Below are 14,366 nucleotides of genomic sequence, written 5' to 3'. Positions count from 1 at the left end.
AGAAAAGCATGAGCAATAATGATATCATGAAAAAGCTACGTGTAGCGATGAAATTTACCGACGATGATATTATAAAAGTTTTGGAACTGGTTAACTTCCGTATTACCAAAACGGAACTGGGCGCCATTTTTCGCGCCGATGATCATCCCAATTTTAAACCCTGCGGCGACCAGATCCTGCGCAATTTCCTGAACGGACTGATCATTCATCAACGCGGCCCCATGCCTGATAAAAGGGCACCTAAGGTAGAAGGGAATTAGGTTTTACGTTGGACGTTTCATAAAACATACACTCGTCACAAACGGGTGCATGTTGGATACTGATGTTGTCATCCAAAATAAAAAAACATGTCATTGCGAGGAGGAACGACGAAGCAATCTCATTCAGACAAGTGTTAAACTTTGCAGGGTTGATTAGCATAAGGAGATTGCCACGCTATCGCTCGCAATGACATGGTAGAATTTACTAAAACAAGAAGAGCGATGGTTTTACCATCGCTCTTCTTGTTTTATATCAAATGTAAAACGTATCACGTCCTACGTAAAACCTAATCTTATCGCAGGTCAACCAACTCTACGCCTGGATGGCCTTTCGCGTCCCAGGCAAATGTGGCATCGGCAACTTGCGCATTAGGGGTAAAGCTGCGTACGGTATAGTTGTACCTGTTGCCGTTTTTATCAAACAGTTGCGCGCTGTAGATCTGTTTTTTTACCTTGTCTATCAGCAGGCGAACCTTGAAAATATTTTGTTTTTCGTTTTCTGGGGTCAGGTCAATAGCCTGATATACTTTGCCGGCTATTTTTTGTTCGCCGGTATACAGGTATTTGTAGCCGTGCTCATAAATGGTGAAAATTTGTGAAGGGTTGTTAATACCATCCGCGCCTTTGGGAGCGTCGCCTACCTGTACTTCTTTATCTTTTTTGAGATAGGTCCACTGAGTTTTGCCATCGTTAATGATCTCTTTGTCCACATCTTTGGCCCCTGCCGAAGCATAAAGCGTTACCCTGTATTTGCCTGATTTGGCCCTTGAAATTAAAGTACCGCTCTGGGTTTCTTTAACACCGGCTTGTGGGTTATCCAATGTAAAACTAAAATCTGTTTTTATAGCGTCGTACGATTTGTATTTCTGACTTACCTGGTTCAATATGGCTTTGGCTTGCGTATCTTTTTGCGCAAAAGCGGTGCTGCAGGTGCTTATAGCTAAAATGGAATAAAGGAATATCGTTTTCATCAGTGTTTTTTACATCAACAACTATTACGGTTAATAGTTACTGGTTTAGAGCAAATAAATTTGAATAGGTTTAATCTTTTGGTTTTTGAAGAGTTTCCAGATAACGTTCCAGGCTGTATTCATCAGGGTATAATACGTCGCGGGCCTTGCTGCCTTCAAAGGCGCCAACAATGCCTGCGGCCTCCAACTGGTCAATGATCCTGCCGGCACGGTTATAGCCCAGTTTCATTTTACGCTGGATGAGCGAGGTTGATCCCTGTTGGTGCATCACGATAAGGCGGGCTGCCTCTTCAAACATCGGGTCGCGATCATCCGGATCATATTCTTTAGCGCTGCTAGCCTCACCTTCGCCCACATATTCGGGCAGGAACATGGCGGTTGGGTAACCACGCTGCTCGCCGATAAAGTTGGATATGGCTTCTACCTCAGGTGTATCCACAAAGGCACATTGCAAACGGATCAGGTCGCTACCGGTTGAGAACAACATATCGCCGCGGCCGATCAGTTGATCAGCGCCGCCGGCATCCAGGATGGTACGTGAATCGATCTTGGATAATACCCTGAACGCCAACCTTGATGGGAAGTTGGCTTTAATAGTACCCGTAATGATATTAACAGACGGTCTTTGTGTAGCGATAACCAGGTGTATACCCACGGCACGGGCCAGTTGGGCAATACGGGCAATCGGCATTTCTACCTCTTTACCGGCGGTCATCATCAAATCGGCAAACTCATCAATTACCAGTACAATGAATGGCAGGTAGCGGTGTTTTTCCGGATCGCTGATCTTGCGGTTTACAAATTTGGCGTTATACTCTTTCAGGTTACGTACCTGGGCGTCTTTCAGCAGGTCATACCGCTGATCCATCTCGATACAAAGCGAGTTGAGCGTGTTCACCACCTTTTTGGTATCGGTAATAATGGCATCGCCTTCGTCGGGCAGCTTAGCCAAAAAGTGTCTTTCAATTTTGCGGAAAAGCGTGAGCTCCACCTTTTTAGGATCCACCAGTACAAACTTCAGTTCGGATGGGTGCTTTTTGTACAGCAACGAAACTAATATAGCATTGATACCAACCGATTTACCCTGACCGGTAGCTCCAGCCACCAGTAAGTGCGGCATCTTGGCCAGATCGGCAATAAATACCTCGTTGGAGATGGTTTTACCTAGGGCGATGGGCAGATCCATGGTGGTATTCTGGAATTTCTCTGTCGCCAGGATAGAGCGCATCGATACCATCTCGGGGTTCTGGTTAGGCACCTCGATACCGATAGTACCCTTACCCGGCATAGGCGCGATGATACGGATACCCAAAGCGGCCAAACTCAGGGCGATATCATCCTCCAGGTTCTTAATCTTGGAGATACGTACACCCGGTGCCGGGATGATCTCGTATAATGTAACCGTTGGCCCTATGGTAGCCTTGATCTTATCGATCTCGATATTATAATGGTTCAGCGTTTCAACAATCTTGTTCTTGTTGGCTTCAAGTTCCTCGGCATTAACCGATATTTTGTTCGATCCATGGTTCTCCAACAGATCAAGATGCGGCATTTTGTACGATGCGAGGTCGAGCTTATGGTCATAGATACCAAACTGGCTTACCAGGTCCTTGGCCTTATCATCGTCGGTCTTTTCAACGTTTAGCTCCGGCATTGGGCGGTTGGTATCAATAGTAAGCGGTATCTCCGTTTCCTCTTCAGGTTCATGCGTGGAAGAAGGTGTAAGTACCACAGGCTCATGATAAACAGGTGTTTGTGTCAAAGGATGCTGCTGCATCGGCTCTGGCATAATGGAGTTCACATGCGTTTCCTTGATGCGGTTATTACCCCGTGGCCATTCCAGCGGGATAGATGGTTCTTCGTCCGTCATTTCAACCGGCTCGGGCGATACCTCACTAACAGTCATCGGTGCTACCGGTCTGTTTTTACGCTGCGGCAGTTTAAAATCAATATTATAGGCAATTACCAGTACAGTAAGCGCGGCAAATACCAGGAAGCCACCCGTACCCGCCGGACCGATCTGCGCATCAAGTAAGCGGTTGGTCCAGTAGCCAAAGCCACCCTCCAGGTAATGCGGATAGTCAATAATAAAAGCGTGGAAATAGGCAATGGTGGTTGATATAAACACGATACCAAACAGGGTATAACCCAATGTTTTGATCATGGAGAACAACCTTACCTTGAACAACAGGCGGTAGCCAACTACAAAAAAGATAAACACAAACAGGAACGAGGCCACGCCAAACCATTCGTAAATAAACTGGTTACTAAGTAGTGCCCCAAATTTACCCAGCCAGTTCTGCGCTATCTGCGGGTTGCCGGTATCGGCAATTTCCTGTACGGTTTTGCCGGTAGCCAGGTTGTGCCAGCCGCCGTTGGTGGTTGATATATAACTCTGATCTTCCTGCCAGGTGAACAGGTAGGAGGTGAAGGCTATGAGGAAAAAGATAGACATCAAAAGCGATAGCAAACCTGCTATCTTGACTGCCTTGCCATTCTCCATATCGAATCGCGGCATGCTGGGCATCCGGCGCTTCGTCACACGTTCCTTTTCAGCTTTTCCCGTTTGACGGGGCTGATTATCGTCCTTAAAACTATTTGATTTAAACTGATTTCCTTTTACCGGCATCGCTGATGTAACATCCTTTAAGTGCAAACTTACATAAAATTTCACCTATGTAAACTTTGCAAAAACAACATATAAATTTTTACACACACAGATCAACCTCAAAAAAATCATAAGTTGATGCATATAAAGTTAGCAGATTAAACAATTATTTAATCGTATTTTTATTTTTTAGTATTATTGAAAACCATCTGGTACGATCCTCGTAAAAGAACCTTATTAAAAGCATAGCCTGCGTAACTGCAGCTTGCGCTAATGTACGTCATGAGTATAGAAAAGCTGGAACAATACATCACCACCGCCGACCTGGGTAAGTTGGAAGCCTTACTGATGCAAAGCCCCGCGCTGGCTACTACCATAACCAGTCACCAGGTTTCACCTTTAATGTTGTCGTGTTATTATAAAAAGCCGGAGGTTACCGATGTATTATTAAGATACGTTAACCAGATCACGCTGTTTGAAGCTGCCGCAGCCGGGAAGTTAGAAGTAGTAAGCCATTTTGTAGAAACCGCCCCCAATACTGTTGATGATCATGCATCCGATGGTTTTACACCGCTGGGTTTGGCCTGTTATTTTGGTCATGAGGCGGTTGCCCGTTATCTGGTAAGCAATGGCGCTGATGTGAACCGGCCATCTAATAATGGTTTCCAGGTTTATCCTATACACTCGGCTTGTGCCGGTAATTATACAGCTATTGCCCGCGTATTGGTTGAAAATGGCGCCCAGGTAAATGTAAAGCAACAGGCAGGCGCGACACCGCTGCATACCGCCGCTCAAAATGGTAATATCGATTTATTGGTGCTACTGCTGGAACATGGTGCAATGACCAATATCCGCATGGAAGGTGGCAAGCTCCCCGCAGATCTGGCCCGGGAAAAAGGTTTTGATGAGATTGCGGAGATATTAGGTTAATTTTTTTAGAACGTCATTGCGAGGTACGAAGACAACCGACCGAAGGGAGCTCATTAATACCGATAAAAAACAATTACAAATATTAATAATCTCTAAGCTTTACAGAGTCAGAGTCGCCTTGCTTGGCGTTTACCCGCTCTTGGCCGCGGGAGGGCCAGTCACTTTTGTCGCCACAAAAGTAACCAAAAAGGCTGTCAGCAGAAATGCTTCTTTGCCGCACAAGGCCTTTGCCCTGCAAATCCGACAGAACCACGGGCTGCTAAACCTTACCTCCACTTCGTTCGCGCTATCCCACGCTTAGGGTAAGGTTTGCTAATGCCCCTGCAACCACACAGGCCACCATTGTTCCGTCAGCTTTCGCCCGAAGCTGTTCTGCTGACGGGAAAAGAAATCGAGGTAATCCTTAAATCCTAAAAATCATGGTTCAGACAAACATCATTCAGACAACTTGCTACTTCACAAAATGTACCTGCATTGCTGTTACCTGTTTAATACAACGGGCGGGTTTCTTTTCGTCCTGTACAATGATGCGATAGGGGCCATCGGCGGGGGCAAGTGGGGCGCCATCTACCTTATCTGCCAGGATGATGGTTCTGTCCGTAAAACTTTTATCCAGTTCAGCAAGCGCGAAGATCACCTGGTAACCATCGCTGGCCTCTACCAGCAGGTATTTGGTCAGGTTTTCGCCCTTCAGTTCGAGACCCAGGGTAACACCGGCGCCTTTCAGGATTTCCGACAGGATAACCCCGCTATAGGTATGGTCTTTCCCGTCCCTGTCTTTCCGCGTTACAGTGGTTTGGGTGAATTTTTGCAGATATGCGGCGTCAACAGTTAAAGGCGTACTAACCTCACCGCTTATTTTAATGGTTTGCGCCTGCGATATAAAAGGGATAGCAGTAAAGCTTAATAAAGCCAAACAGGCTATCAGGAATTGTTTCTTCATGGGTATAAATTTAATGCTTTTTATTTTTATTGCTGAGTAAATGCGGATCGGAAAAGGCTGGGTTAGTGATAAATGCCGAATCGGTAAGCATGTTCAAAAAAGCGATAAGCTGTTTTTTCTCTTGTGGCCGCAGCCTCAAACTTTTACCTTCGGCTTCGTTGGATTCGCCACGCAGAAAGGAACTTAATGAGGCTGATTGTTGTAAGTGTTCGCTGTAATGATCAACTACCTCATTCAGCGTTTTAAATCTTCCGTCATGCATATAAGGTGCGGTGAGAGCGATATTACGCAGGGTTGGTACTTTAAAACGACCGCGGTCGGCAGGTAAGTGGGTCAGCGCTTCTATTCCTGGATCTTTGGGCAGGCTGTCCAACCCGTTGTTATGAAACAGTTCCATATATGTTTTTGGGCCACCGTGGCAATGAGTACAATTGGTACCGCGGATACCTTTTTCTGGCTGTGGCCCCGTATTAAACAGCTCCATGCCTTTCAGTTCATCAGGTGTGGGTTGGTAAACGCCACGTAAGTATTGATCATACCGCGAATTGGCCGAGATCAGCGTACGCTCAAATTGCGATATGGCCTTTACTATCCTGTCGCCGGTGATCTGATCATCGCCATAAACCAGTTTAAACAAGGCAGGATAACTGGAAGTTTGTGCCAATTTTTGTGCTGAAACAGTTAATGCCTGCCCCATTTCATGCACACTGGTAAGCGGCGTAACCGCTTGTTCTTCCAAACCATTGGCCCGGCCATCCCAAAAAAACTTACGTGCCCAAAGCAAGTTGACCAGCGACATGGAATTACGCGGTGTCAATACAGCATCTACACCCGGACTAAATGCCCGCCCATCCGTAAATGCTTTATCTTGCTGATGACAACTGCCACATGATATGGTATTATTGGCCGAAAGCCTGGTTTCGTAAAAAAGCATTCGACCCAGATAAACGCCCTGTTTGGTGGTGGGATTATCTGCCGGGATCTGGATACGGTTGCCAAAGTTTGATGGATAAACCAGGTTGTATGGGCCGGTTTCGATGCCGCCATCTATATAACACCAGCCAGATATAATAATAAAGATCAACAACAGGAACATAACCCGGCTTTTTTTTAGTCGATTTAAAAGCGGGTTATGTTTGGGTTGGTTCATGTACAAATTTAATAAATAATGACCTTGTGCGATATTAAAAGGGGTGTCATCCTGAGCCTGTCGAAGGACGTGCGTAGAGGCCCTGCCCACCATGCTTCGACAAGCTCAGCATGACATCCTATCTTGATCAATAACTAAATATCACATTAGCAAAATAATTACGCCCTGCTTCGGGGAAACCTTCTACAAGGGTATAGTTCTTATCAAACAGGTTGTTTACACCGCCTTCGATCGAAAATCCTTTAACCAGGGTTAAATGCGCTTTTACATTGGTAAGGGCAAACTCGCCCGATACTGTGCCATAGCTGGTGCTGTATCTTTTAGAATTATACTCTTCCGATGCCATCACGTACAGTTTTTTGATCGGCGTATATTGTATCGAACCAAATACCTTGTTTTGTGGTACATCGGTCAGATAAATAGATGGGCTCGAGAGGTTCTTGCGTTTCAGGTAAGTGTAATTGGCATCTATCCGCACCTGGTCGGCAATAGGGTAGCCAATGGCCAGCTCGGCGCCATAATACTCGGCACGACCCACATTTTGCACCTGCGACAGGTTTGTGCCCGTTTTAGGGTCAACCTGTACGTTGTTCACCGTTTGGATCAGGTTGCCGATCTTGCTGTAAAATAAGGATGCCTGTACCGAAAGTTTACCTGCGAACAGAGTATGATAGCTCAGATCGTAATTTAAGGCGTTCTCAGCTTTCAGATCAGGGTTAGGGATGAATGTGCCGAATTTGTAGGAGTACCTGTCCTTAATAGTAGCAAAACGCGTTTTGCGGGCTACCGATAAGGTGATGGCGTTTGTACTGTCGATATCGTATTGTAACAAGCCTTGTAAGTTCCAGGCACTGTTGCTGTTGGCAGGCAGCTGGCTCACCACGTTGTTGGTGTATTGCTGGGCATCAATGCTGTGCCTGTTCATATAGCTTACACCGGCGTTGGCTTTTAAGGCCGATGTTAAATGATAGGTATCTTCGGCGCCAATGGTGAAGTTGTTATCGGCGTCGCGCCTGGTGGGTTCGCCTACATTGTGCTCGCGGTGCACATCCTGTTTAAAATGACCGGCTATGCTAAAGCTGTTGTCTTTTAAGCTCGTGTTTTCGAACATGATACTGCTGCCCAGCGTGTAATCATTGTAAATACTAGTGAAGGCATATGGTTTGGTTTGGGTGCTGTAGGTGGCATTGTCAAAACTTTGCAGGTTGTTTTTAAACTGATCATAATACCAGCGGGTTTTAATTATGTTGGTACTGTTGATGCGGTTATTGCTGATCAGGTAAAGGCTCTGCGTGTCCCAGTTTGGCCATTTCCAAAACCGCGGACTTTTAAAAAGCGCGTTGGCCGCATCGTCGCCGGTATAAACTGGAGTGCCTTTGGTGCCATGCTGATAGCTGTAACCAACCGCATATTCCTGGTTAGCAGTAGGCGTAAAGCCAACTTTACCACTTACAGCAATGTCATTATTATAGGAGTTATCGCGATGGCCGCCATCCTCGTTTTTAGTAGGTACAAAATCATGCGACAGCGGGTACCAGTTGCGTTTTAACTGTGAGGCCGAAACCTCGTAATAAACCTTACCCAAATTGGAGCCTATATTGGTATTTAACCGGTAGCCGCCGCTTAACCAGCCGGCAATAGCGCTCAGTTCAAAGGGTTTTACGGGTTTACGGCTGATGAGGTTGATAGCTCCACCTTCGGCATTGGGGCCGTACAAAACAGATGAATATCCTTTGGCAACCTGTATTTCTGATAAATTGAAGGTATTGAACCGGGCCAGGTCTACATAACCATCATAAGGCACATAAAGGGGCACACCATCCAGGTAAATAGGAACCGAACGTACATCAAACCCGCGGATGCTCACCGCCGATTCATTCCTGGGGCCCACGGCTGTCAAGGTAACGCCGGGTAACAGGTTTAAGGCGCTGGATACAGTTAAGCGGTTATACCGGTTAATGGTGCCCGAGCTTAGCTTATCAGATCGTAAACTATCTTTTGTGCCGATGATATTGACCTGCCCCAGCTGGAAAATATGCTTGGAGGTGTCCCTGTCCTGGGCATTTGCGGTAAAATGAAACGAAATAATGGAGATTAAAATAGTGATAAAGAGTGGTAGGGTTTTTTTCATGAATATTTTGCGTTATATAATATAAAATATATCGCAAAATGGCAATTTTAGCTGATTTTTGAAAATGAAATCAAGGGTTTTATTGCCTAAATAATGTTTTAAGTAACTATAGGAGTAGATTTGTTGAGTTTGCGGTCAAAAACTCCTGAAATTTTTGATGCAATAAATGAAACTTCCCGATCACTTTTAAGCCATGCTCCGTTACCACTGCATTGCCGCCGCCTTTACCGCCGCGATGCGATATCACCAGCGGTTGACCAAAGTGTTCGTTCATGTGGTTCACCAGGTCCCAGGCTTGTTTGTATGACATTTTCATTTGCAAAGCCGCCTGCCTGATGGAGCCAGAAGCCTGAATACGTTCCAGGAGTTCCACACGCCCGTGACCGAGAATTTTTTCATCCCCGGCCGCTATCCAGATCCGTCCGTTCAATTTAAATATAGGATTGCTCATTACTGGTCATGAAAGTAAGGCTATTTTGATAAAAAGCCAAACCTATTCGCCCTTTATGACAGCACAGGCTCATTGCTTTGTGTGCCGGCTTTGTCTGCATCATTTACAGGGTTACTCTGTTGCTGCTGCAATTCTTCAAAATATTTCTTTTTTACCACGGTGGTCATTTTATGGTCGCCGGTATGGCTCCATCCCGGGGGCATCACCAGGTACAGGAATTTGTTTTTAATCCCCGGCGCCCGGTACACATCCTTGGCCAGGGCCACTATCTCACCAAAATAAGCATCCAGAAAACTGTTCTTAATCATCGGGCGACTGATCCCGTATTCGATAGGTATGTTGCGGTCTTCCACCTGGTAAGTGCCAAAAACCTTATCCCAAATGTTCAACAGATTGCAAAAATTAGTATCCATGTAAAGCGGGTTGCGGGCATGATGCACGCGGTGATGCGATGGGGTAAGGATGATATTATTCAGGAAACCAAGGCGACCATCATGTACCAAATTTTCGCCAATGTGGATCATACCTCCCCAAAAGCCGTCAATAAACATGATCACAAACAACATGGCCGGTGGTACACCCAGTAAGATACAGGTGGTGGTGCGGATAAAATCGGCATAAGGACCTTCTAAAAAGAAGTGAGCGTAACTTACCGAAAGGTTCATGCTTTCGGGCGCGTGATGGGTGGAGTGCAGGCACCAGAACAGCCTTACTTTGTGCCCGAAATAATGATATAAAAAATGGCCAAATTCCCATACAATGTAACCATAAATAAACCAGTACCAGGTGAACGAAAGTTTAAAGATGGCGTACTTTTCGAACAGGCCTATGCAAATACCCACCATGGCAATAGATATTACCCGACCGATAAAAGCGTTGAACACGTAAGAAAAAAAAGTTAGCTTATAACTGATCACCTTAAAACGCTTATAAAACGCCGCGCGGATAATTTCGATCACCAGTAAAAAGGGCATAATAGGTACCAGCAGGGCGGTAAATCCTTCGTAAGTAAGCAATTTATCATAATCGCCCGATTTGAGGATCTGCAGTAAATGATTAAAGCCAAAAAAGCCAGTGAATTGTTTTAATACGGCATTTAAGAAGTCCATCCGGTAAATTTTTATATTGGTTTATTGATCTATAACGGAATTAATATGTAATTATGTATGTACATAGAAATTTTTATAAAAGTCAGCAAAATTTATTTACCCTGCAAGTTAAAATCTAAATTATAGAGAAGGCATGGTATAAAAAAAACGCGTCATTGCGAGGTACGAAGCAATCTCTATGCTATACAGAATGGCTCTGCTTATCGGGATTGCTTCGTACCTCGCAATGACGCGTGGAGAAAGAGAGTTGTCCGGCAAAGCCTGGCGGAATGAGTTTTCGCCAACATTCAACACCTTAAAAGGATAGCAACCACGTCACCAAATCTTCCTATAATTTTTTGTATATTTATATCAAATAAAACAGCCCGGTTGTCTTTTTACAGACATACCGGGCTGTTTTGTTAATACCAAAGCAAGGTCAAAAATCGACCGTTTTGTAGTTAGTTATTTGATAATCAATAATTTAATACTTTTTAAAGTTTTAAAAACTACTCAAAACCGTGTTAAAATTTGTTAAAAAGTGTTAAAATGAAGGTTTTTCGAGCAGTTTTTGACCCTTTTTACACTCTTTTTGGCCGAAAAAGTGTTAAAATTTAAGGTTTAAAAAGTTTTTGATCAGGGTTTCCAAGTGTTGTCTTTTTTATCGGTATCCGGATCATAGGTTGTACCTAACACCAATTGTTTAACCGGTTTTTTAGCCACGAAGGTAACACTGGTAGTTTTGTTGCCTTTGGCCCAGCAGACAATACTTTGATGTACCAGTTGTATACTGCCATCATTATAATATACGGTGAGATTCACGGGTACGGGTTTAGTGCCGATGCTTGTAATAGTCACATTATATTTTTGCAACTGATGGCTTACCTTGCTAATAGCCAGGTTAGGTTGCCCGTTATCAAAGAACCAGCTTTTCCAAAACCAGTTTAGGTTGATGCCCGAGCCGGTATTGATACAGTTAAAAAAGTCATAAGGCATAGGGTGTTTGCCATGCCATTGACTGATATAATAATGGAGTGCTTTGGTAAACAGTTCATCGCCCAGCATATCTTTTACGTATAAATAACCCAGGCCCGGTTTAGGGTAACTGTCGGTAAATTTAGAAATACCGGTAAGCTGCGGGGTTAGGGTCATGATAGGTACATCCTGCTCAATACCGGCGCTATTTTCTGTTGGAGCAACACCATAAGTATCCACAATGCTATGGTCAATAACCGGACTGATAAGCCATTCGCCAATGGTGGCCCAGCCTTCGTCCATCCAGCCATACTTGGTTTCGTTGGTACCCATGTAAAAGGGGAACATGGTGTGAAATATTTCATGGTCGGTCAGTTCAATAGCGTCGGCGGTGTTTTCGAGCGGGTTATCATTCACCATCATGGGGTATTCCATCTGGTCGAGCCCGTCAAATACGGTTTCATGCGGGTAGGGATATGGCCATTTCGGGAACTGGTAACTCATGGTCTCTACCGTTTTACGAGCGTAGTTCACCACTTCAAAGTAGTCCTTATGCGCAGGGTTAAAAACAGCATCGACCCGGGTACGACGATTGGTTTTGGGATCAACCACCAAACTTGATGCTTTCCAGATATAGTGGTTGCTGGTGGCAAAAACAAGGTCGGTGACACTGTCGGCCTCAAATTTCCAGGTATTGGTAGGGTTGTTCCTGGTGATATCGGCCGCTTGTACATCGGCTTGGGTAATAATATCGGTTACCTTATCGCTAATACCTGCCTGGTTTATCAGTTTTACATACTTGGGGTTATATACCTGTTCTGGGTTTTTGAGATTTCCAGTGGCCCAAACCTGGTAATTCCCTGGTACGGTGATCTCGGCGTTGAAATGGCAAAAATCGTTGTAAAATTCCTGCGATCCCAGGTAAGGTAATTCGTTCCAGCCATCAATGTCGTCATAAACGGCTATCCGCGGGAAAAAATAGGCCACAAAAAAAGCGCCTGTGTCAATTTGTCCGGTACGTATGTGTGATGTTTTGTTGAGGGTATAATCGTATTCGATATCAAAATGAACCTTTTGCCCCGGTGATAAAGGCACGTTCAGCATCATGTTGGTACCTTCAATACGGCGTTTGGTGCTGTCTTGTACTTGGTTATTAACGCTGATTGATTTGATATGCACGCCATCGGTGAGGTCATGAGCAGATACAGGCATATCGCGTATTGCCCCTTTTTTATATAAATTAGGGTAAAGCTTAAACAGAACCGTGTGCAATGTATCCGGGCTGTTGTTGATATAGTCAATGGACACTGTGCCGGCAAGATTTCGATTTTCTGGATTAAAGCTAACTTTAATGTGGTAGTCGGCAGTATTTTGCCAATAGTTTTTACCAGGGGCGCCAGCTTTGGTACGCGTGCCTTTGGTATAGGTGTTTTGCAGATTTACGGCTATGGGCAGGGTAACCTGCGCGTAAGAGATGGTACTGCCGGATAACAATGCTATGGCGAGTAATTTTTTGAGGTTAAGCATTAAGCGAAATTATATCAGTTATATTTGAAGGTAAATATAATAAACAGAACAGGCAGCAATGCATGCTGGACAAATAAGTGATTTTAACACATTTAGATTTAACGGATAAACACCATCATTATACCCCCATATAAATAAACTAATGACCGCAGAAAAAATGATCATGATAACAGGTAAGCAATACCTGGAATTAAAGCAAAAGCTGGAAAGTGGTGATGGCCTTACCTATAATATAGGTACGGATAAACACCCGGAAGAGGTGAAAATTATTAACATGTATATGGATACTGATCCGGATTTTACACGTAACCCCCGGCAGTTTGCCAAGATGCATGAAGATTTGCACATACAGGTAAAACTGGAATATATAACAGAGTAGATAGAAGTTCTGAGTCCCGAGTATTTAATTTTAAATCATATGCTCAAAGTTGATTTTTGACTTAAGATTTGGAGCTTAAGACTTCGGATATAGAACTACCAACCCCCTTTAAAGCCTTCAGTTAAGGCATTTTGATATTTTTCCAGATCAAAAGAGTAGAGGTATGGGGCTTTGTGGGCACCGCCTTTACGGGGTTGCTCGGCCCGGTTCAGGATACCAAAACCCAGTATGCGGCGCTGAAAGTTGCGCCGGTCAAGCTTTTTGTCCAGTATGGTTTCATATAGTTTTTGCAGTTCGGGCATGGTGAATTCCCTGGGCATCAGGTTATAGCCTATAGGCTGATAATTGAGCTGGAGGCGCAAGGTGTCCAATGCGGTTTTAAATATCAGTTCGTGATCAAGCAGCAAGCCTGGCATGTCATCCAGATCGCGCCAGGTACAAAGTTCAGAAAACTGGTCGGCTTGTGGCACCACGCCAAAAAAATCAACCAGAGCATAGTAACCTATCGATAAAAAACGCTTGGCAAACCAGTTTTGCTGGTCAGATACGGTATCTTTATAAAGGTCGTGATGAAATTTTGCACGATCAGGGTCCCCAAAAATGTGGAATTGCTGCAAGAATATTTTATCGAGGCCGGTACGTTCTTTTAGTATACGATTGGCGGCCATTTCAATGGGTTCCAACTTCATTACAAAGCCACCGGGTAGCAACCATTTCTCTTCATCCTGGGGTTTTAATAGCAAAACCTTCATTTGTCCCTCATGAAAGCCAAAAACTACGCAATCGATAGAAATGTGATCGAGATAATTTTTACGCGCGTCTTCGCTGTATTCAATAAGTTGTTCTTTAGTTAACATTTGCGCTATTGTACAAATAAAGTTTGATTATTTAATTATAATAATTACAATTGTGTACTTTATACACCATTGTTTTTGTTTTATTGCAACCAATTT

At 44.3% G+C, this 14,366-nt stretch carries 12 protein-coding genes; 3 read left to right on the top strand and 9 right to left on the bottom strand.

The features are described from left to right. Nucleotides 1–8: 8 nt before the first annotated feature. Nucleotides 9–260, top strand: a complete 252-nt coding sequence (locus AC57BQ_RS16195) for a DUF1456 family protein (RefSeq protein ID WP_496407277.1) — start codon at nt 9–11, stop codon at nt 258–260. 293 nt (nt 261–553) lie between these two features. Here the strand turns inward: AC57BQ_RS16195 and lolA1 are convergent, their stop codons facing one another. Then, complete coding sequence (gene lolA1 / locus AC57BQ_RS16190) at nt 554–1,231, bottom strand: outer membrane lipoprotein periplasmic chaperone LolA1 (RefSeq protein ID WP_496407276.1); 678 nt, start codon at nt 1,229–1,231, stop codon at nt 554–556. 70 nt (nt 1,232–1,301) lie between these two features. Beyond that, a complete protein-coding gene (locus AC57BQ_RS16185; protein WP_496409480.1) occupies nt 1,302–3,860 on the bottom strand; it encodes an FtsK/SpoIIIE family DNA translocase in 2,559 nt (852 codons plus the stop codon). A gap of 261 nt (nt 3,861–4,121) precedes the next feature. Between AC57BQ_RS16185 and AC57BQ_RS16180 the strand changes: the two genes are divergently transcribed. Continuing rightward, entirely contained in the window at nt 4,122–4,769 is a 648-nt protein-coding gene (locus tag AC57BQ_RS16180) for an ankyrin repeat domain-containing protein (protein ID WP_496407275.1), read from the top strand. Nucleotides 4,770–5,220: 451 nt separating this feature from the next. Here the strand turns inward: AC57BQ_RS16180 and AC57BQ_RS16175 are convergent, their stop codons facing one another. From AC57BQ_RS16175 to AC57BQ_RS16150, 6 genes are all read right to left on the bottom strand, one after another. After that, nucleotides 5,221–5,712 (bottom strand): molybdopterin-dependent oxidoreductase, encoded by a 492-nt coding sequence (locus AC57BQ_RS16175; protein WP_496407274.1) that lies wholly within the window; start codon nt 5,710–5,712, stop codon nt 5,221–5,223. Between the two features lie 10 nt (nt 5,713–5,722). Further along, nucleotides 5,723–6,862, bottom strand: a complete 1,140-nt coding sequence (locus tag AC57BQ_RS16170; RefSeq protein ID WP_496407273.1) for a cytochrome-c peroxidase — start codon at nt 6,860–6,862, stop codon at nt 5,723–5,725. A 127-nt stretch (nt 6,863–6,989) separates the two neighbouring features. Continuing rightward, nucleotides 6,990–8,993: a TonB-dependent receptor plug domain-containing protein gene (locus AC57BQ_RS16165; protein WP_496407272.1), complete on the bottom strand. Its 2,004-nt coding sequence runs from the start codon at nt 8,991–8,993 to the stop codon at nt 6,990–6,992. A gap of 106 nt (nt 8,994–9,099) precedes the next feature. Next, entirely contained in the window at nt 9,100–9,444 is a 345-nt protein-coding gene (locus AC57BQ_RS16160; protein ID WP_496407271.1) for a winged helix-turn-helix domain-containing protein, read from the bottom strand. 53 nt (nt 9,445–9,497) lie between these two features. Further along, entirely contained in the window at nt 9,498–10,553 is a 1,056-nt protein-coding gene (locus AC57BQ_RS16155; RefSeq protein ID WP_496407270.1) for a sterol desaturase family protein, read from the bottom strand. A gap of 615 nt (nt 10,554–11,168) precedes the next feature. Then, on the bottom strand, nt 11,169–13,034 hold the full coding sequence (locus tag AC57BQ_RS16150) for a M1 family metallopeptidase (RefSeq protein ID WP_496407269.1): 1,866 nt from the start codon (nt 13,032–13,034) through the stop codon (nt 11,169–11,171). 142 nt (nt 13,035–13,176) lie between these two features. Here AC57BQ_RS16150 and AC57BQ_RS16145 point away from each other — a divergent pair, with 142 nt between their 5' ends. Next, on the top strand, nt 13,177–13,413 hold the full coding sequence (locus AC57BQ_RS16145; protein ID WP_496407268.1) for a hypothetical protein: 237 nt from the start codon (nt 13,177–13,179) through the stop codon (nt 13,411–13,413). Between the two features lie 95 nt (nt 13,414–13,508). Here AC57BQ_RS16145 and AC57BQ_RS16140 read toward each other — a convergent pair whose 3' ends face one another. Beyond that, entirely contained in the window at nt 13,509–14,270 is a 762-nt protein-coding gene (locus AC57BQ_RS16140) for an NUDIX hydrolase (RefSeq protein WP_496407267.1), read from the bottom strand. Nucleotides 14,271–14,366: the final 96 nt, after the last annotated feature.

This window comes from Mucilaginibacter sp. BGA-UO-ETr-C110 (assembly GCF_059567985.1).
The sequence above is the reverse complement of the archived record's forward strand: the minus strand, read 5'-3'. Positions and strand labels throughout refer to the sequence as shown.